This is a genomic window from Halalkalibacillus halophilus DSM 18494 (assembly GCF_000423105.1).
Classification (GTDB): Bacteria; Bacillota; Bacilli; order Bacillales; family Alkalibacillaceae; genus Halalkalibacillus; species Halalkalibacillus halophilus.
Genome location: NZ_AUHI01000009.1, coordinates 49,083 through 69,121, shown reverse-complemented (window position 1 = coordinate 69,121; position 20,039 = coordinate 49,083). Strand labels below are relative to the sequence as shown.

The following is a 20,039-nucleotide window of genomic DNA, read 5'->3' as shown; positions in this document are numbered from 1 at the left end:
CATACTCCTCCTTCTCCCTCTCACAAACTAATATTCAGAAAAAATAATTATATTTTTATTTAAAATTTTCATGATACAATCACATAGTTATGGTCGGAAAGTGATTTTTCTTAGGTGAAAGATCAAAATCTATAGAAATGAGAGGTGTTTCATTGAGTTTAACACAATATAAACAGGAATGGTTTGGGAATATACGCGGGGACATTATGGCCGGAATCCTTGTCGCACTCGCGCTTATTCCAGAAGCAATCGCCTTTTCCATTATCGCGGGAGTCGATCCAATGGTGGGTTTGTATGCTTCTTTCTGTATAGCAGTAGTCATTGCATTTATTGGCGGAAGACCTGGAATGATATCAGGTGCTACTGGTGCAATGGCGTTATTGATGGTCACATTAGTTGCCGAACATGGAATTCAATACTTGTTTGCTGCAACCATATTAACCGGACTCATTCAGTTACTTATGGGTATTTTCAAAATGGGGCGTGTGATGAAATTTGTGCCTAATACTGTCATGATTGGTTTCGTGAATGCGCTAGCAATTTTGATTTTTATGGCACAGCTAGAACATTTTGTTGATGCCAACTGGGTTATGTATGCAATTGTCGCTGGATCCTTAGCTATTATTTATATACTACCTAAGTTTTTCAAGGCTATTCCATCTCCGTTAATTGCTATCGTTTTAGCAACAGTTTTTGTTATGTTTTCAGATGTATCCGTGAGTACAGTAGGGGATATGGGCTCTCTTTCTCAAGCTTTGCCTACTTTCTTTTTCCCTGAAGTACCACTAAATTTCGAAACGTTATCCATTATATTTCCTTATGCATTATCATTAGCAATTGTAGGTATATTGGAGTCATTATTAACGGCACAAATTGTAGATGATATGACGGAAACAAAATCGGATAAAAATAGAGAAACAAGTGGACAGGGTATTGCAAACATGGTTACAGGTTGTTTCGGAGGTATGGCCGGTTGTGCCATGATTGGACAAGCTGTTATAAATGTGAAGAATGGTGGTCGAGGGAGATTGTCCTCCTTCACAGCAGGAGTCGTATTACTCGGATTAATTATTGTCTTAACCGACATCGTCATTCAAATACCAATGGGTGTACTTGTTGCAGTCATGTTTATGGTTTCAATTGGAACATTTGACTGGAATTCACTCATTCGAATTCACAAATTCCCCAAAACCGACGCTACAGTAATGGTGGTTACTGTTGGTACAGTTGTGATCACACATGACTTATCTTATGGCGTATTTGCGGGAGTAATATTAAGTGCAATTTTCTTCGCAGCAAAAATATCGAAAGTGCATGTTGATAAACAAATTAATGAAGAACACGGAAGAGCTTTGTTTAGAGTAGAAGGTCAAATCTTTTTCGCCTCTGTAGAAAACTTTATGTATGCAGTAGACCATGACTGGAGCGAAATTGAAGAAATTGAATTCGACTTTTCACAAGCACATCTGTGGGATGACTCGGCAATCAATGCGATTGATAAAGTGTTGATGAAACTTAAAAACCAAGGTATTCAAGTAAGAGTATCTGGTTTGAATAAGGATAGTACACAACTTGTAGAACGATTGTCCGTTTACGATAAGCCAAATGGGAAACTTGGTGGCCATTAAATAAAATGATTTATATCTGCGCCCTAACTACTTTGAAGAGTTAGGGCCTTTTTTTATAATCTTTCAAAAAACTTTTGACAGTTACTAGAATTTCATGTAAATTTACTTTGGGCGAACAATTATGAGTTGCCTATCTAAAAATATTCGTATTTTAGGAGTTGTTATCATGGAAAACGTATTTGACTATGAAGATATTCAGCTAATTCCTGCAAAATGTGTGGTTAACAGCAGATCAGAATGTGATACTTCCATTCAATTTGGGAAACATAGATTCAAGCTACCTGTCGTTCCTGCTAATATGCAAACGATTATAGATCAACATATTGCGACTTTTTTAGCTAAGCAAGGTTATTTCTATATCATGCACCGTTTTGAACCAGAATTAAGAAAGCAATTTATTTTAGATATGCAAGCTGACAGTCTAGTCTCGTCTATTAGTGTTGGAGTGAAGGCGGAGGAATATGATTTTGTTCAGCAACTTGCTTTGGAAAAGACAGTGCCTGATTATATCACTATTGATATTGCACACGGGCATTCTGATGCAGTCACTTCTATGATTCAGCACATAAAAGAACATCTCCCTGACACGTTTGTCATTGCTGGAAATGTTGGCACTCCTGAGGCAGTTAGAGAACTAGAAAACGCCGGAGCCGATGCTACAAAAGTTGGGATTGGCCCAGGTAAAGTTTGTATTACAAAAATAAAAACTGGATTCGGTACTGGTGGTTGGCAATTAGCTGCTCTTCGTTGGTGTGCAAAAGCTGCAAGCAAACCTATTATTGCTGATGGTGGCATACGTACACATGGGGATGTAGCCAAGTCAGTTCGTTTTGGAGCATCGATGGTGATGATTGGTTCGTTATTTGCAGGGCATGAAGAATCTCCAGGTGAAACGGTAGAACAAGGTGGCAAATTATATAAAGAATACTTCGGCTCCGCTTCTGAGCACCAAAAAGGAGAAAAGAAAAACGTCGAAGGAAAGAAAATGTTTGTAGAGCACAAAGGAGCTCTTCAAGACACATTAACGGAAATGGAACAAGACCTCCAATCTGCAATTTCTTATTCTGGTGGAACTAGTTTAGAAGGGATCCGTCATGTGGATTATGTCGTGGTCAAAAACTCCATTTTTAATGGAGATAAAGTTTACTAATCTAAAAATATAATAAAATATGTTTTAATAAATGCCTTTCAGGTTATATTATGATAGGCGTTTTATAATGCACAAAATACTAGAAAGTAGGGTGATTAAATTGAATTATCTCAAAAAAGCTCCTTCTGCCATTACAAAGTTTTGGCAAATGTCGAAGCGCGAGAAGAAACACCATGTTTTTTCAAATATTTATATTGGACCATTAATCCATGCATTTATCATTATTCTTTTATTAATCCCTACTGTCTTGGGAGATAATTTATTTACGATCAATGGTAGTTTACCGTTCATGTTTGATGCTAGCTTTGATCTAACGTATATCTTACTTAGTACACTGACAGGCGGTCTACTCTCGTTAACCGTATTTACCTTTTATGGTGTATTAACCGCACTCACTACCTTTTCTGCGCAGTTCTCACCACGAATCTTGAAGAACTTCATGATGACGGATACAACGCAAAGAACATTAGGAATTTTCTTAGGTAGTTTCTTTTACGTGTTAATTTCACTATTTCTTGTCAATGAAATCTATGCACCATACTTCTTTGTTCCATTAACTGCAACTCTTCTTGCAGCAACGGCACTCGTCACATTTGGTGTATTTATCAACCATATTGTTACATGGCTACAAGTTACCCATATGACAAGTGATATGAAGAATGAGTCCATTGAAATCATTGAAGATTCCATTTTACGCGATTTGGACCCATACCGCGTGGATGATGAACAAGTTGTTGAAGGACAAATTCCAGAATCAGGTAGGAACCAAATCGATGTCGAATATGCAGGGTATTTACAAACGATTGAGTATGTCCAATTAATGGACGAGGCTAAAAAAGATAATCTCGTTATTAAGTTAGAATATACTCCAGGAGACTTCATATTTGGTTCTTCAGGAATTATTTCTTATTGGAATTTCGGAGATAAGGAGATAAACGAAGACAAATACCGAAGCATGTTTCACCTCGGAAAAGATCAAACTGAAATCCAAGATATTGAATTTAGTATTAATAAATTTGTGGAAATTGTCATACGTGCACTAGGAAACTACGATCCAAAAACAGCTATTGGCACAATGAATGAAATTGGAGATCTATTAATTAATATCTCTAAGAAGGTCAAATTTACTCCTTATTTAGTAGATGAAGATCAAAAACTCCGCCTAATTTTAAGGAGTTACGACTTCGAGGATTATTTATACATTGGCTTCGCTTCCATTCGTCACTACGCTAAAGAAAATGTGGTTGTTACGTCCAAATTACTAAATATATTAAGATCCGTGGCACAAGGTGTAACACAACGAGACTATGAATCGATTTGGAATTTTGCTGAATACACGGCTATCGGTTTCGAATATGAATTCATGCACAAACTTGATAAGAGCACGTATTTCAATGCACTATACGAAATTGCAACCATTACAGATAATGTAGAAAAACATGACCAGCTCCTTGATCAAATCCAACAAAGGAACGTTGGCCACACTGCTGAAAACATTAACGTTAATGAATTTTCGAGTAAGAACCGAGAAAAAAATGAAGCTAACTAAATGAAAACTCGCAGAACTAAGTTATTACGAACTTAGTTCTGAGAGTTATTTATGTTTAGTTTTCCCACTCGAGGTCTGCCTCTTCCACCCAATCATACAATTTATTCTCATCTAATACTTGATACGTATTTTCATTTATACTTAATTGTTCTTCATTAATAGTAAGGTAGACCGTTCCTGCCTCTCGATACGTATTGGTACGCATTCTAAAACGATAACCATCATATAATCTCTCTTCACTTATCGCTTTCAGATCCATATCAAGTTCACTTAAAATAATTTCAAAATCAGACTCATCTATGCGAGTACGTGCTAACTCTTCAAAGTCATTTGTTTCAAGGCGAATGGAATAAATATCTTCCCGTTGTAATTCATTACTAATCACTTCTTGATAACTCGTAAAAGTTTGCATATACACATAAATAACCACTGGTAAGGTTATTATACATAGCCCAATCAACACGCGTTTTACCTTCTTTTCTTGCTCAGATCCTAAAATGATTACTTGCAATAAAAGAATAAGCCCCATCATTAAAGGGGTTTCGATACCAATAATTCCAAGCACAGGAAGGTCTCCAGTCGCAAACCAAGTATCCAAATTCATTAGAACAATATACAATAAAACTGCTACTGAAAAACCTAAACCACTTTCTTTTTTATAAGCAGTAACAACTAGGCCAATAAGGATTGATAAAATAATAAATGCAACCATCATGTAATTGTATTCCATTTAATTATCCTCTCTATGTTTCTACTTCCTTTAAAAAGCAAGAATATGTGTTGATAGAGAATCTATGCACTTTTTCTTTTTGATACCTTACTTTCCACTATTCTTGATAACACCGAGGCGATGATTAGAGAAACAACTAACATGATAATTGATCCGAGATTAAAATCCCTCGTCATTGTAGTTTCAGATCCCTGCACACTTACCTCACTTGAAGGCACATGAAGCCATGTTAAAACCAACCCCGATCCTATATTCAATACGATATATGTAACAAAAAATAATAATGCAAAAACAATATACCTTCGCATCTTTCCCCTCCTCAATGATTAGCCTTTTCTAAATACTACCATAAAAATCCCAATTCATAATAAAATTTTGAAATATTCTCCTGAGATTGCTTTATTTAAGTTAGTATGAAAGGAAAGAATATTCAGGAGTGAATGCAATGTTATTTAACTTACCGAAAGAAAGCAAAGATCAAATAAAAGACACGTTAAAACTATATTTTCAAAATGAGAGAGAAGAAGAAATCGGGGACCTTGCAGCAGAGAATTTATTAGAGCTAATCGCAAATGAAATCGGCCCACACTTCTATAACCAAGGTGTAAAAGATTCAAAGGAGATGTGCGAACAGAGAATGATGAGTTTAGAAGAAGACCTCCTCTCTTTAGAAAGACCGATTTTGCCGAAAAGATATTAATAGTAACTAGCTACCTAATTTAATTAAGGCCGGTATATTTTCACTACGGCTGATATATCTTGCTAACGGTTGATATATTCCCACTACGGCTGGTATCCCTCGTCATCGCTACAATCAACCACCAAAAAGCCTCTCAACTAACTCTTGAGAGGCACTTCCTTTTCTATTATTCAAGCAATCCTAGATGCTTCAATCCATTTTTAATACCGTCATCAGAGGCTGAAGTTGTGACGTGTTTTGCTGCATTTTTAGCCCGTTCATGTCCATTTCCCATTGCTACACTGTGTGTAATGGAATGGAGCATTTCTAGATCATTCAAGGAGTCACCAAAGGCTACTTGTTGTTCAGAAGCTATATTTAATGCGGATGTGATTTTTTCAATCCCTTCTGCTTTTGAGCCATTAGCAGGTATCACATCGACGGAAAGTTTGTGCCAGCGAATAAGTTGAAAGTCTTCAAACGTTTCCTCAAACACTCTCTCCTCTCCTTCTTCGCAAAAGAGTAATGATTGATAAATTGGTCTATCCAAATAGTAATCAGGAGCATAAGTTGGTTGGCGTCCAACTTTTAGTGTTCCTATGCTTTGTTCAATGTAATCATGACTTGGAACATTTGCCTTCATATCCTCTTGATCCATGTAAACAACTGGATGCTCACGCTCGATTGCCAACTCTGTTAATTTTTTAAGGGAATCATGGTTTAGTGGATTTCGGTAAATTACTTCCCCGTTTAATACAACATACTGTCCATTAAAACTGACATACGTATGGATTCCTAATTCTTCCCTTAAATCCTTGAACATAAATGGTGCCCTTCCAGTTGCTATTGCTACTTCGTGACCATTTTCCTGCAATTGTTTAATAGATTTCTTTGCCGAATCAGGTAGTTCTTTATTTTCATTATATAAAGTTCCATCAATATCAAAAAATATAATATGCTTTTCCATAAGTTCCTTCACTACTTTCCTTTTAGTTTCATGATAAAAGCTAATCATACCATATTTGAAAGGTTTGATTAACTAGCAAGTTTCCTTCTGTAAATAAATTGTAATGTAGGAAACGTTTAAGTATTACCCAATGCGGTTATAGTTTAACATTGCCTATTCAGAAAGGATGGTTGAATAATGAAAGCTGTAACGTTTCAAGGAAAAGATCAAATGGTAACAAAAGATATACAAGCTCCTTCTATACAGGAGAATAACGATATGATTGTCCGTATCACAGCGAGTGGTATTTGTGGATCCGACCTTCACCTATATAAAGGCGGCATTGAACCAAAACAAGATTATGTAGTTGGTCATGAGCCAATGGGAATTGTAGAAGAAGTTGGACCAGACGTGAAATCTCTAAAGAAAGGTGACCGTGTGGTTATCCCATTCAATATTGGTTGTGGCGACTGCTTCTATTGTCAAAACCAAATGGAAAGTCAGTGTGATGAATCCAATCCACATGCTGAAATGGGAGGTTTATTCGGTTTCACGGAAATGTTCGGTGATTACCCAGGTGGGCAAGCCGAGTATTTACGTGTTCCTTATGCAGATTTCACTTCATTCAAAGTACCAGAATCAAGTGAATTGGATGATGAAAGTGTTCTATTCTTATCAGATGTTATCCCGACAGCTTATTGGAGTGTTGAGCATAGTGGTGTAAAAGAAGGGGACACTGTTATCGTTCTTGGTAGCGGACCAATTGGCCTTATGACGCAGAAATTTGCGAAATTAAAAGGGGCCAAACGAGTTATTGCCGTGGACCAAGTAGAGCATCGCTTAGAACACGGAAAGAAAACAAATGGAGTAGATACATTTAACTTCAAAGAGGAAAATCAAATCGGCTCTCTTCTTCACGAAGAAACAAAAGGTGGAGCTGACGTAGTTATTGATTGTGTTGGAATGGATGGAACAGTTCCACCAAACGAAAAATTCGGTTCCGATCACGATAACCAATTTGGAACAATCAGCCCAATTCAAACAGCCTCTCAAGCTGTTCGTAAATTTGGTACAGTGCAATTAACTGGTGTATACGGTACAGAGGCAAATGGATTTCCACTCGGAGACTTCTTTAGCCGTAACGTATCACTGAAAATGGGACAAGCTCCTGTCATCCACTTAATGCCTAAATTATATGAAATGGTTGAGAATAAAGAGTTTGATCCAACAGATATTATTACCCATCGCTATTCACTAGACGATGCAGCTGAGGGTTATGAGATTTTTGATAAAAAAGAAGACGGAAACATTAAAGTCGTTCTTAAACCATAATTAAAATAATAAGTCGTTGAAGCGGAATGCTTCAACGACTTTATTATTTTATGTAACCTTGAAGCAATCCTTGTAACACCGCATAACATAATTCAGAATCATTATACTCGGACTGTTTAATTTTTTCTAAGCAACTTTCAACACTCACTTCTACCACTTCAATATCCTCATGATTCTCAAGTTGTTGCTCTTTTTGATCAAGCACGTCTGAAGTATAAAAAACGTGTGTTATTTCTTTACTAATCCAGGAGGCGGGTAAAAGTTCACCTACATAATCTAGCTTTCCGCAAGTATATCCGGTCTCTTCATAAAATTCACGTCTAGCTCCTTCAGCTAATGACTCATTTGCTTCTAAACCTCCGCCTGGTAGCTGGATCACATATGTATCTACCGGTTTTCTAAATTGGCGAATTAATATAAAGTCGTCCTTTTTCTTAGCTAGCACCACCACTGATTGATGCTCATGGTCCATCCAAATACTCCCTTTCTTACCAAAAACTCATTGAATATTATCATATATTTGCTAAAATATAACTATACATACAGGGAGTGAGTAATCATGAATTTATTTCACCCAACACTATTTACACAAACCAATTTAATGATTGGCGACATTATTTTTCAAACCATCATCCTTATTGTTGTAATCTCGATCATTTTTCTAATCGTTAAACTAATTACCGCATCAAAGAAAAAAGATCATCAGCTTAAGGAGATGCAAAAACGACTCGACCACCTTGAAGCAGAGCTTCACAATCGCTGATTTCTTGTCAACATCGCATAATCAGGCTATAATAAAAGTAGAATATGGGTAGGGAAAGGTTTTACCCTTTCCCTACAGGTGGTTAAGACTTTCGCTTTGCAGAGCGGAGGTCTTTTTTCTTGTGTGCACAATTTTTTAAAGCCGTTACGAACTTTAATACTGCGGTCAGTAAGTTCATGACCGATGCCACAAGAACAATCCACACTTCCATAATCCACCACCCCCTTTCAAAAGGGGCTAAATAAAGTTTACCATGTATCAAGCATTAACAAAACGTACGTTCGCATATTTATTTGCTCAATTTTACTGTAGTACCTCTATTCAAAGATTCATAGCAGGCATCAATGAATTCCATATTTTCTCTCGTTTGATTAAACCCATTACGGATTTCCCCACCATTTGAAATCACATCTGCAAAATGATCCACCTGTTCCATATATTGATCACTTTGATAGCGCTCGGTTTGTATAGAATTGTCTTTCTCGATTTGAACAATTCCTTCTCCTCCAAATGCGTCTGGACGATAAGCACGTGGTACTCGAATTGTGCCTTCTGATCCAATCACTTCATATTCATGGCGTAATTGCGTATGAAAACCACAGTCGAACAATGCTTCTACTCCACTATTCATCTGAATCATTCCGGTTGCAGATGTTTCCACTTGAAACGATTGATCCACATTGCCTCGAACCCATACCGAATCAGCAGTATCTTCTAATATATTTCGGAATGTGTGTAAACAATAAGACCCAACGTCATAAACACACCCTCCCCCTTTCGCTTGATCTACACGAATATTACCTTCAGGGTTGGCTAAAGGAAATGAGAAACTTGCCCTCATTAATTTAACTTCGCCAATCTCACCAGAAGAGATTAATTCTTTCACACGCTGATGTTGGGAATGGAATTGATACATAAATGCTTCCATAAACACGACACCATGACGCCCGCAAGCTTCTTTCATTTCATCAATTTCAGCTGCATTTAACCCTGCAGGCTTTTCACATAGAATATGTTTACCTGCTTCTGCTGATTTGATCACCCACTCTTTATGCAAGTGATTCGGTAAAGGTATATAAACAGCTTCTACTTCAGAATCGTCAAGTAGCTCTTCATATTGATCGTAGCTTTTTTCGATATTAAAAACGTTTGCTACTTCGCTTGCTTTTCCGCTTCCACTAGCAATAGCCGTTAACTCAACATTTTCCGCCCGCTGCATAGCAGGAATAAGTGCCTTTTGTGCAATATTTGCTGTACTAAGTATTCCAAAATTAATTCGATCCATCAAATCACCCTTATTTTCAAAATTTCGTATTTCCAATTTTTACGTTTCATATTCATAACGTATCATTATTCAAATTTTCAAGCAATTATATGCAGCTTTTCTTAACAGTTACTTCACAATAAGTAAAAAAAATCGTAACAAAATATAATACCTTCCCTCTTTGAGCATGTTATGATAGAGAGATGACATAAATTGTACGGTAAAGGATGATCCGAGTGATAACGCCCTACTTAATAAAATCCCTTTATGGAAGTAAAGTATATAACCGAGGCCTCGACTACTATAATCGCGGGTACGTTAGAAATTTATCATTTAACGAACGTACCAATTCGTATAATGCATTTGTTCATGGAACTAGTATGTATAAAGTTAAAGTTAAAACAGATGACAGTTCTATTGCATTTGAGGATTGTACTTGTCCTGCTTTTCGAGATTTTGGACAATGTAAACACGTGGTTGCCGTTTTAATGAAAATAGCTAAGCAAATAGAGGCTCCAAAAGAAGCTTTAGTTAACCAAGAGCATTCCATCCAATCAAATAATCTAGATTTTACTTCGAGATTCCTAAATCAATTATCCTCCTCATCCATTTCGTCACCAAATCATCAGCAAGCTAAGGAATCTTTAAAAGCCAAATTCATTCTAAAATTTGATTATCAATTGTTTAAAGGAAAAATATTTACGGTTGAAATGCAAGTGGGACCTGAGAGAACGTATGTAGTAAAAGACTTGAAAAAATTCGTAGAAAGTGTTCTACATGTATCTGAACACTACTTCACACCAAACTTTAGTTATGATCCATCTCACTATAAATTTTCACCAGAAGATCAGCGCGTGATGAATTTATTAATAGAAATGTATCGTAGTGAGAATTTTTATAAAGAGCATAGTTATTATTCAAAGAGTGAACGAGGAATGAGCATTTCTCCATATTTCGCACCGGACCTTTTAGATGCATTAAAGGAAGTTGACTGTCATTTTGAGGAGGATCGATATACTTATTCAGAAATTTTTATTGAGAAGGATCAATTGCCATTTGCGTTTTCCATGGATCAATCGGAAGGTGGCTATGAATTTGAATTCGAATCAGCTACAGCCTATAACCACTTTCCTGAGTATCGACTGTTACAGTCCGAAAATTTATTTTATCTTCTTAAACCAGAGCAAAATAACTTTGTAGCTGAATTAATGAAAATAATTCAACAAAGTGAAGATGACAAAATCGTACTAGATACCGATCAAATGGATACATTCGCATCAACGGTATTACCTTCACTAGAAAAGGTAGGAGAAGTAACTCTCTCTGAGCAAGTTCAAGCAAACTTAGTTAACCCTGCATTAAACGCTACTTTACATCTGGAACGAGAAGATGAAAAACTCACCGCTAAATTGGCCTATCACTATGGGTCTGTCACCATTGATCCGATGCAGGAACAAGTGACTAAAACCGATTCACAACAAATTTTGGTGCGGGATATGGAAAAAGAAACATCGATTATGCAATGGATTGAATTTGCATCTTTTAAGTTTAATGGCACGCATTTATACCTAAATGATGAAAACGACATTTTTATCTTTCTATATGAGGTTCTTCCTCAAATGGAAGAGCATCTAGATGTCTATTTAACTCACGAAGTTAAGAGCATGCTCATGGAACAAATTCAATCTCCTAGACTGGATGTGAACCTCGACTCAAGTGAAAATTTCCTAGAAGTCCAATTCGACCTTGGAGATATTGATCAATCGGAAATTAGTAAGTTACTCCAATCTGTAAAAGAGAAAAAAAGGTATTATCGTTTACCAAATGGAGCTTTTGTCTCTTTAGAGGATGAAGCGCTACATGAGATGAATCATTTTGTTCAAGAAATGAATATAAATCCAAATGACCTAGCTGAAGGGCCAATTTCTTTACCTGCCTTTCGTGGTCTTCAAATGGATGAATTCATGTCTCAGCAATTAAAGAAAAATTATAACGAAGCTTTTGAAAAATTAATTCAAGATATACGTAATCCAGAAGTGTTTGAAACCTCCATCCCAGAAAACTTACACGCTGATTTACGACAATATCAAAACGTAGGTTTTCAGTGGTTGAAGTCATTAAGCCGCTACCGGTTCGGAGGAATCTTGGCCGATGATATGGGCTTAGGTAAAACATTACAAAGTATCGCTTTCTTATTATCTGAGAAGCAATCCAAAGCTGAGTCCATGCAACCAGCTTTAGTGGTTTCCCCCGCTTCACTCGTATATAATTGGCAAGCGGAATTCGAACGCTTTGCACCGAGTATGAATATTCGAGTGATTCATGGAACCATTACAGAGCGAGAGCATTTGTTTGAAAACTTGGATGACGTAGATGTGGTGATTACATCCTATCCGCTTGTCAGAAGAGACGTAGAGTCCTATAAAGAGCTGACCTTCTCTACGCTAATTCTAGATGAAGCGCAGGCAATCAAAAACCATTTAACCAAACAGGCACGCGCGATTCGTGCAATTCGTGCTGGCAACCGATTTGCTTTAAGTGGAACACCTATTGAAAACTCACTAGAAGAATTATGGGCCTTATTTGATGTGATTTTACCCGGTTTCTTCCCACCAAAAAAAGAATTCAAAAATTTGCCGGAAGAAAAAATTGCTCGAATGAGTCGACCATTCATTTTACGAAGAGTAAAACAAGATGTATTAACAGAACTACCGGATAAAATAGAATCTGTTAATCATTCAGAGTTAACGAAAGAACAAAAACAGCTTTATTTAGGATACTTAGAAAAAATCCAAGGAGAAGCAGCAAGTGCGATTTCCGAAGAAGGATTTCAAAAAAGTCGGATGAAAATATTAGCTGGGTTAACAAGATTACGTCAACTCTGTTGTCACCCTTCTCTGTTTATCGATGAATACGAAGGAGAGTCAGGTAAACTTAACCAACTCCTTGATATGATTGAAACTGCAAGGGAAAACGGGCATAGAATATTAATCTTTTCACAGTTTTCAAGCATGTTAAAAATCATTTATGATAATCTTAGTAAGATCGGCGAAAACGTTTTTTACTTAGATGGTCAAACTCCATCCAAAGAAAGAGTGGAACTAGTAAATCGTTTTAACGAAGGAGAAAAAGACATCTTCTTAATCTCAATGAAAGCCGGTGGAACTGGACTAAATTTAACTGGTGCTGACACTGTTATTCTTTATGATTTATGGTGGAATCCCGCTGTTGAAGAGCAGGCGGCAGGAAGAGCACATCGAATGGGTCAAAAGAATGTCGTGCAAGTATATCGATTGATTACAAAAGGAACGATTGAAGAGAAGATCCATGCCTTGCAACAACGAAAAAGAGAATTAATTGAAAATGTCATTCAGCCAGGAGAAACGAATTTCCAAAGCTTAAATGAAAATGATATACGTGAATTACTAAATGTATAAACAAAAGAAGCACTTGTCAGGGGTTCAAATCCTGATAAGTGCTCTTTTTAAGTTATCTGCCTTTACTTTAAAATTCTATCTTTTGAGGTTTCTACTAAAGGACAATCGGGAATGTTTAGAAAGATGTCAAAAGAAATGAAGCTGGTGTACAAAGAATGACTACAAAAAAAGAAACCACGTCTGTTCCGTCTAAAGAACAAGCAAAAGAAGAAATCAAACCGTGGATTAGAAGGTTTGGTAGAATTGGATTTATGGCAAAGGGAATCGTATTTGTTTTAGTAGGAATACTTACTTTGTTAGCAGCAATAGGTGTACAAGGAAATGAATCCGGCCCCTCTGGTATGTTCCAGTCTCTAGCGACTATGCCTTTCGGAGAAATCTTGCTATGGCTAATTGGTGTAGGGTTATTATTATATGTAGGTTGGCTGTTTGTAGATATTATAAAAGATCCTGAAAATAATGGTTTAGCTGTTCGAGCAACAAGCTTTGTGACTGCACTTATTTATAGTGGTTTAGCATATCAAGCCTTTCTTTTTACTGTACAAGCAAGGAGTAGTGGTGGTGGAAGTGATGCAGAAGAAAGCTTTTCTGCTGTATTATTAGATCAACCATTTGGGAGATGGCTCATTGTTATAGTCGCTCTGGCCATTGGAGCGCATGCAATCAACGAATTTTATCGAGGTGCTTTTGCTAAATTTCTAGAGGATTTTGATAGAAAGAACATGAACAAAAAGGAAATTAAATTCACGAAGTACTCAGGTAGACTAGGATTGATAGCAAGATCTGTCATTTTGTTGATGGTTACTTTCTTTTTACTACAGACTGCTTGGGAAAATGACCCTGATGAATCGGAAGGATTGGATGGTGCCCTTTCTCAATTATCCAATGAACCTTATGGTCAAGTGTTGCTTGGACTTACCGCTGTTGGATTATCCCTCTATGGATCCTACCAAATCGCAAAAGGTAGATACCAGAGACTTGGTTTGGGGAAATAAGAACTAACTATTAAAATTTGAAATTGCTTGGAGAAAGATCATTGTTTCCAAAAAAGTACTAATGGATGATGAAACCGCGCGTCAGCCGTTGAAATCTCTTTCAGCATAAAATAGAAAAGTAGATTTTTATCCAGAAAAGCAGCTTTATATCCAGAATTCTCATTGTTTATCCACGAGATTTTTTTATATCCAGAATAGTGGGAAGAATATCCAGAATTCTTGTGTATATATCCATAAAAAGTTAAGTTAATCCACAAAACTCACTTTATATCCAGAAATATCTTATGACATGTAATGATTATTTTTACTTGCATAGAAAAAAAGCTAGAAAACCGTAAATACGGCTTTCTAGCTTTTATCTATATTCCATTCAAACCATCTACCGTGGCCATCGGTTTTGCCGATTTCATACGTTTGTTCCTCTCCATCTATAATCATATCAAGATGAAGTCGTTCATCGTACATATTATTATATAAATGGCTTATTTCACGTTCTTCTCCAATTGTTTGAATTAGTTCCGTTAACTTAGATTTTTGGTCCTCCGTCATTTGATTAGCCACGTGGGTGTGAAAGACACAAATCATCGTATTTTTTGGTACTGTATTAATTAATTCTGGCAACAGTTCTATCGCATCACCTTCTATTAAACGGATATGATGATCTTTCAGATGGCTAGCTGCTTGTTCAAACAACTCTCTTCTATCAGCATGTTCAGGCCAGATCAATGCTTTCAACCATAAGAAATCATCCTCTTCAGCAACATCATTCACATGTAAATCCAAACCGATACGCATGGAGACTGGTGGAGCTACCCGCAACATGACAGGGGGTGCACCTCCCATAACACTCGAACTGATATGAACTTCTGAATCAAGTTTCCCGTACATCTCTCCTGACCCGTATGAATAACTAAATTGATCCCACAACAACTGTAAACCAGCACTGGTACCAACTTCGATTAATGTTAAAGGTTTATGAGACGCTTCGTAGACCATACTAAAAGCTGGATATAAATAAGCACATCTTCGTACTTCATTGGTCTGGACTAATCTCGATTCTAAAATCGACTGTATTTCTGGTTGGTATGTTAGACAAAAATCTTTGAAAGGTGGAAAGGAGTTTGCTACTTCGGAAGGAGATTCAACCATAGTTAAATAGAATTTCTCTAAATCATGCTTCATTCCTTTTAATAATAAAAAGTGAACAGCGCCAAATAAGAGATTTGGAACAGGCTGCCCATCTTGTGCATACGAACTTAATTGTAGAAGCTTTTCATCTTTCGCGATCTCGCCGGAAAGATGTTCATATAATTCACTAGATCCCTTACATTCTTCTGCAAATTTATTGAAACGATCAGATAATTGATTTACTTCCATTCATTCACCTACTATTTCGTTCGACTTTATATTACATATCACTCTATGAAAAGTTCATTTGAAATTAACTATACCTTAAGTATACATCCTTTTTAGGCGAACGAATAGGGGTACAAGAAATCGTTAAAAATTTAGATGATTATTACGTAACCACAGATTCAGCTGTAAATCTGAAATCACCACTTCCATCGTGGAATCAACACCCAAATCTATTTCGAAATCAGAATCAATTGGGAATAAATAAAAACCAAATTCATCCCCCTCATGTTTTACTGAAGAAACATTAGCTGGATTTAACCGGTAAGTTTCCCCATTATATTTTCCTCTTACTTTAGCTTCTATGCTTGGCGAGCTAGAATGTTCTACAGCAGAAAGTAAGTAGGCTCCATCCAACCCATATGTACCTTTCGAACGAAAATTAATTTGGTAGCCACTACCATTTTGGAGGGATACATCAGATACATAAATTTTATGATCACCCTCTTCAAATAATACTTTTCCTTCATTGCTATTAAAGTTCAGTAAATCTATTTCTACAGAATGTTCTCCTTCTACTTGCTCAACATACGACCTGTACCCATTATCACTACTAGCGACATGCTGCATACCATTTATCCAAATACCTATATAACCAATTCCCCACAATGCGATCAAAGTAATGGTTAGAATAGAAAGAAGTGTTATTATTGTTGTTTTTGAACGTAATTTCAAAGAATCACCTCAGAAATAATCAATATACTTATTGTAACATAATCTGGAATAATTGGGATTACGATTAGGTTAAAGGAAATTTACATAGACATCATGATGATTACAACCACCTATTTACTTATTTATCCTCGTTGATGTGATAACCAAAACACGTGGATTAGCCCGGCGATTAAAAGCATATCCATGCCTATATGTTCCTCATTTAAATAGGTATGATATGTTCTATTCACAAATTGACCTTTTGGCTTCGTCTCTCCAACTTTATTCTGATTTATTTCTATTTCAGAACTAGAGAAAGTATTCGCTTCAATCTTTAACTCCTCATTAGAAAGAGATTGATAGTAAATGCAATGCTTTTTTGTTAAATAGCCCGTTTCGGCACGACCTATAAGCTCTCCATTCCTTTTCACATCCCACCGGTGACCTTCTTTCATTGAAAATGCAGTTTGGATCATCTCATACTCATTAGATTCCGATTGAACCACTACATTCACGTGATAAACCGGATTCCTCCTATCAGATCTGTTAGAATCAAAGTATCTCAATATAGATCCTTGCTTTTGATCATCTATTTTAATTAAAAGTTGCTTCGTTGTAGCTCCAAACAACGGCCGATCTGTTATAATTTCCAACGTAACACCTCAACATTCAAATACTTTCCTTAAAATTGATTTATGCTTGGTTCGAACTGAATGTATTTACCTTATGTCCTACAAAAACAAACCCAGCTATAAGCACCCCGGATAAAATCCACCCTGTCACCTGCATGTAAATTAATACTTGATCATACCCATCGACACCATAAGTATTTACCATCCAAGCCTTCACACCATTTTGAACGACACCTCTTATGACGAAAAGGAAAGTAAGTAATTGAATCTCTTCCATTAATTATGTTAATACCATACCATTAAATACAATAATATCCAATAAAAAACAAAATAAAAACAGTTCAATTTTAACAAGAGTTCCTTCTTGCTTCCTTGAACTGTCATGTGTTCATCCGTTCTAATGGTGATGTTTTTCAGCTGCTAACGCTTCTGCTTTCGTTCGGTGTACGGTACCAAAAGGGTGTTCAGGTGGGGCATAGATCGAATATACTTTTAACGGTCGATGCCCTGTATTTATTAAGTTATGCCACTTTCCAGCAGGGACCATGATCGCAAAATCATCTGACGCATACTGGTTAAAATCAAGTCGGTCCTGTCGATCTCCCATCTGAACAAGGCCCTGACCTTCTTCTATTCGGATAAACTGATCTACATCTGGGTGCATCTCTAAGCCTATATCATCCCCAGGTTCAATACTCATTAATGTTACTTGCAAATGTTCACCCGTCCAGAGCGCGGTTCGAAAGTTTTGGTTTTGCTTCGTTACCTCTTCAATATTTACCACATATGGCTCGCCACCATGATCCTTCATCCCTTGCCCTTTCTGCATCCACTGTTCATAAGGCATATTCGGCTGACCATAAGGCGTGTTCATTTGAGCCCCATATCCAGCTGGCATATTCATATTTGGCTGATGCCACCCCAGATTCATCTGTTGATGCCCGCATTGGCACCAATTCTGTCGATTATACATTCCTATTCCCCCTACATTTCTAGGCATTCGTTTTATTCTATGCGTAAAACGAATAGGTGGGAATAATATCCGAAGTTAGTGATGTAAATTAACTTGTTTAAAAAAATCTTTATAATGTGACAAATGAAAATCAGCTTCTCCTTCGGGGTTTTGAAACAAACATGTCTTCATCCCAATTTCTTTTGCAGGTTGGGTGTCAATTTCACGATCACCTATCGCAAGGTCTAGGTTATACTTTGAATATAAGAAACGATAAGAAGCCGGATCTGGTTTGCGTGGGAAGCCACTGTCGATCGTCAGTATTTCATCAAAATACGTAGTCCACCCATAATGGTTTAAAATAGCTCTCGTCTCTTCTTCCCCTTTATGTGTCATGATGACATTAACTTCTGAGGTTGATAATACATCTATCACATTGGGAAATGGTTTGATCGTGTTTAGGTCCACACTTCGTTCCAATTGTTTCATCTGTTTTATTTGTGTCACGTCTAAACCGTAATACTGAATGGCATGTGAAAACGAAATCTTAAGCTTGTTATGAACGTCTTGTGACTCAACTGGTCTATCCAATACTTGAATAAATATTTCAGTAAAGAAAGGATACGTGTCAAAAATCGTTCCATCTAAATCCCACAATATGCGTATAATACCCCACTCCTTTTCAAACAGCTTTATCTATCCAACTTTGTTTGCATTTGTTCCAAATGATGTTGGTCATGTTTCACAAAGATCTCTGTAAAAGTATCACGATTAATTTCACGTTTCCCTTTTCCGAACGTGAAAGTCACCTCAGGGTCAACTGCCCTCAAATGTTCTACAAGATCTCTGCGTGTCGTTACAAACTTTTCAAAGAGTGCTTCCATCGAATCATCTTTAATAAACAAAATCGCCTCTTCATTCTGAGCATCATGATCTGGGAAAGATGGTAGTTCCTTCCCTTGTTTCATATGTGGCACAATGTGCTCGAGATTGTACTGATCCCAATATTGCATATGAGCAATGATTTCACGCGCTGACCACTTTCCTTCCGCGATTGGTTCAGTTAAAGCCGCTTCTGTATGACCTTTCAATGCTAAAATATCATCCGCTGTTTGTTCAAATTGAGTTATGATTTCACTCATCGTAAGTCCTCCTCTATATTTTTCGTCTCCTACTTTCTATACCCGAAAAAACATGAGATGGAACGTTTATAACCGGACTTAGCTGTTCCTCCATAAAAATATTAATTGTTATACATCCATAATAAGCTATACATCATCAACATAAAGATCAACAAAACAAAAACGAACATAAAAATATATTTTTTTCGCTTAAGAAGAATCGCTTGGAGTAGTTCAACCGCAAAAGTCAAACTTAAAAATATATAGATACCCATTTGCAGAATAAGAGGTACTTCATCAGAATGAGAACCCATAAGCCCTGTAACGGATATATAAATTACATGTAAAGCAAAATATATGGCTATTAAAGAAAAAAACAATCCCAAAAAATATAATTTTTTATTACTTTCTCTATATCTTTCTTGAACTTTATTAATTACCCCCAAATTCAATCCCCCTAAAGTCTATATTCGGAATAATTTATTACAATTCCATTTCCAGTTCGATCTCACCAGCATTTTTCGATTCTAAAAAAAGTTTTCCTGCAAAAATGAAAAAATTTGTGAAAGAAATACTTTCAAAAAAATCACTATTATAATTCCTCTTCGTCTTGACATTTGATAAAGTCCGTCATATGATAAATAACAATATTCATAACGGAATGGCATTGAAGAAGAAGAGTACTTTTGATGGGGCACTTCAGAGAGCTAGTGGTTGGTGAAAACTAGTGTGCACGTGAAAAGGAATGGCCTTCTGAGCCTCTGACTCAACGTAACTACAGTTATTAGTATGGT

Annotated in this window: 21 protein-coding genes and 1 other annotated feature (1 of these 22 only partly in view); of the genes, 8 read left to right on the top strand and 13 right to left on the bottom strand. The window is 36.6% G+C overall.

Annotated features, from left to right (window positions below):
* The first annotated feature begins 152 nt into the window (after positions 1-152).
* The 3 genes from G532_RS0106870 (at position 153) to G532_RS14935 (ending at position 4,327) form a co-directional block, all read left to right on the top strand.
* Complete coding sequence (locus tag G532_RS0106870; protein ID WP_027964134.1) at positions 153-1,628, top strand: SulP family inorganic anion transporter; 1,476 nt, start codon at positions 153-155, stop codon at positions 1,626-1,628.
* A 166-nt stretch (positions 1,629-1,794) separates the two neighbouring features.
* Positions 1,795-2,778 carry a GMP reductase gene (guaC, locus tag G532_RS0106865; protein ID WP_035512713.1) on the top strand — a complete coding sequence of 328 codons (984 nt, stop codon included), beginning with the start codon at positions 1,795-1,797 and terminating at the stop codon, positions 2,776-2,778.
* Between the two features lie 100 nt (positions 2,779-2,878).
* Complete coding sequence (locus G532_RS14935; RefSeq protein ID WP_051189093.1) at positions 2,879-4,327, top strand: DUF2254 domain-containing protein; 1,449 nt, start codon at positions 2,879-2,881, stop codon at positions 4,325-4,327.
* 55 nt (positions 4,328-4,382) lie between these two features.
* On the opposite strand, the gene G532_RS0106855 is transcribed toward G532_RS14935, so the two are convergent.
* Positions 4,383-5,057: a hypothetical protein gene (locus G532_RS0106855; protein ID WP_027964132.1), complete on the bottom strand. Its 675-nt coding sequence runs from the start codon at positions 5,055-5,057 to the stop codon at positions 4,383-4,385.
* Positions 5,058-5,119: 62 nt separating this feature from the next.
* The gene (locus G532_RS0106850) at positions 5,120-5,365 is read right to left on the bottom strand and encodes a hypothetical protein (protein ID WP_027964131.1); all 246 of its coding nucleotides are present in this window, start codon (positions 5,363-5,365) and stop codon (positions 5,120-5,122) included.
* 137 nt (positions 5,366-5,502) lie between these two features.
* On the opposite strand from G532_RS0106850, the gene G532_RS0106845 reads away from it, so the two are divergent.
* Positions 5,503-5,757 (top strand): DUF2164 domain-containing protein, encoded by a 255-nt coding sequence (locus G532_RS0106845; protein WP_027964130.1) that lies wholly within the window; start codon positions 5,503-5,505, stop codon positions 5,755-5,757.
* Between the two features lie 166 nt (positions 5,758-5,923).
* Here G532_RS0106845 and G532_RS0106840 read toward each other — a convergent pair whose 3' ends face one another.
* Positions 5,924-6,703, bottom strand: a complete 780-nt coding sequence (locus tag G532_RS0106840; protein WP_027964129.1) for a Cof-type HAD-IIB family hydrolase — start codon at positions 6,701-6,703, stop codon at positions 5,924-5,926.
* 177 nt (positions 6,704-6,880) lie between these two features.
* Between G532_RS0106840 and G532_RS0106835 the strand changes: the two genes are divergently transcribed.
* On the top strand, positions 6,881-8,014 hold the full coding sequence (locus tag G532_RS0106835; protein WP_027964128.1) for a zinc-dependent alcohol dehydrogenase: 1,134 nt from the start codon (positions 6,881-6,883) through the stop codon (positions 8,012-8,014).
* A 43-nt stretch (positions 8,015-8,057) separates the two neighbouring features.
* Here the strand turns inward: G532_RS0106835 and G532_RS14930 are convergent, their stop codons facing one another.
* Positions 8,058-8,486, bottom strand: a complete 429-nt coding sequence (locus G532_RS14930) for an NUDIX hydrolase (RefSeq protein ID WP_051189092.1) — start codon at positions 8,484-8,486, stop codon at positions 8,058-8,060.
* A gap of 87 nt (positions 8,487-8,573) precedes the next feature.
* On the opposite strand from G532_RS14930, the gene G532_RS14925 reads away from it, so the two are divergent.
* Positions 8,574-8,777: a hypothetical protein gene (locus G532_RS14925; RefSeq protein ID WP_035512711.1), complete on the top strand. Its 204-nt coding sequence runs from the start codon at positions 8,574-8,576 to the stop codon at positions 8,775-8,777.
* A 289-nt stretch (positions 8,778-9,066) separates the two neighbouring features.
* On the opposite strand, the gene G532_RS0106815 is transcribed toward G532_RS14925, so the two are convergent.
* Positions 9,067-10,062 carry a Gfo/Idh/MocA family protein gene (locus tag G532_RS0106815; protein WP_027964127.1) on the bottom strand — a complete coding sequence of 332 codons (996 nt, stop codon included), beginning with the start codon at positions 10,060-10,062 and terminating at the stop codon, positions 9,067-9,069.
* A 215-nt stretch (positions 10,063-10,277) separates the two neighbouring features.
* On the opposite strand from G532_RS0106815, the gene G532_RS0106810 reads away from it, so the two are divergent.
* Positions 10,278-13,478: a DEAD/DEAH box helicase gene (locus tag G532_RS0106810; RefSeq protein WP_051189091.1), complete on the top strand. Its 3,201-nt coding sequence runs from the start codon at positions 10,278-10,280 to the stop codon at positions 13,476-13,478.
* 155 nt (positions 13,479-13,633) lie between these two features.
* On the top strand, positions 13,634-14,473 hold the full coding sequence (locus G532_RS0106805; RefSeq protein ID WP_027964125.1) for a DUF1206 domain-containing protein: 840 nt from the start codon (positions 13,634-13,636) through the stop codon (positions 14,471-14,473).
* Positions 14,474-14,821: 348 nt separating this feature from the next.
* On the opposite strand, the gene G532_RS0106800 is transcribed toward G532_RS0106805, so the two are convergent.
* The 8 genes from G532_RS0106800 to G532_RS0106765 form a co-directional block, all read right to left on the bottom strand.
* Positions 14,822-15,850: a DUF2332 domain-containing protein gene (locus tag G532_RS0106800; protein WP_027964124.1), complete on the bottom strand. Its 1,029-nt coding sequence runs from the start codon at positions 15,848-15,850 to the stop codon at positions 14,822-14,824.
* A gap of 123 nt (positions 15,851-15,973) precedes the next feature.
* Positions 15,974-16,561 carry a hypothetical protein gene (locus G532_RS0106795; RefSeq protein ID WP_027964123.1) on the bottom strand — a complete coding sequence of 196 codons (588 nt, stop codon included), beginning with the start codon at positions 16,559-16,561 and terminating at the stop codon, positions 15,974-15,976.
* Between the two features lie 122 nt (positions 16,562-16,683).
* Positions 16,684-17,193, bottom strand: a complete 510-nt coding sequence (locus G532_RS0106790) for a tubby C-terminal domain-like protein (RefSeq protein ID WP_027964122.1) — start codon at positions 17,191-17,193, stop codon at positions 16,684-16,686.
* A gap of 40 nt (positions 17,194-17,233) precedes the next feature.
* Positions 17,234-17,449 carry a hypothetical protein gene (locus G532_RS0106785; protein WP_027964121.1) on the bottom strand — a complete coding sequence of 72 codons (216 nt, stop codon included), beginning with the start codon at positions 17,447-17,449 and terminating at the stop codon, positions 17,234-17,236.
* Between the two features lie 120 nt (positions 17,450-17,569).
* Positions 17,570-18,145: a cupin domain-containing protein gene (locus tag G532_RS14920; RefSeq protein ID WP_027964120.1), complete on the bottom strand. Its 576-nt coding sequence runs from the start codon at positions 18,143-18,145 to the stop codon at positions 17,570-17,572.
* Between the two features lie 75 nt (positions 18,146-18,220).
* Positions 18,221-18,781, bottom strand: a complete 561-nt coding sequence (locus G532_RS0106775) for an HAD hydrolase-like protein (RefSeq protein ID WP_342662648.1) — start codon at positions 18,779-18,781, stop codon at positions 18,221-18,223.
* Positions 18,782-18,816: 35 nt separating this feature from the next.
* Positions 18,817-19,266: a DinB family protein gene (locus G532_RS0106770; protein ID WP_027964118.1), complete on the bottom strand. Its 450-nt coding sequence runs from the start codon at positions 19,264-19,266 to the stop codon at positions 18,817-18,819.
* 101 nt (positions 19,267-19,367) lie between these two features.
* On the bottom strand, positions 19,368-19,691 hold the full coding sequence (locus G532_RS0106765) for a hypothetical protein (RefSeq protein WP_027964117.1): 324 nt from the start codon (positions 19,689-19,691) through the stop codon (positions 19,368-19,370).
* A gap of 212 nt (positions 19,692-19,903) precedes the next feature.
* Positions 19,904-20,039 (top strand) — a binding site (T-box leader) (it continues 121 nt past the right edge of the window).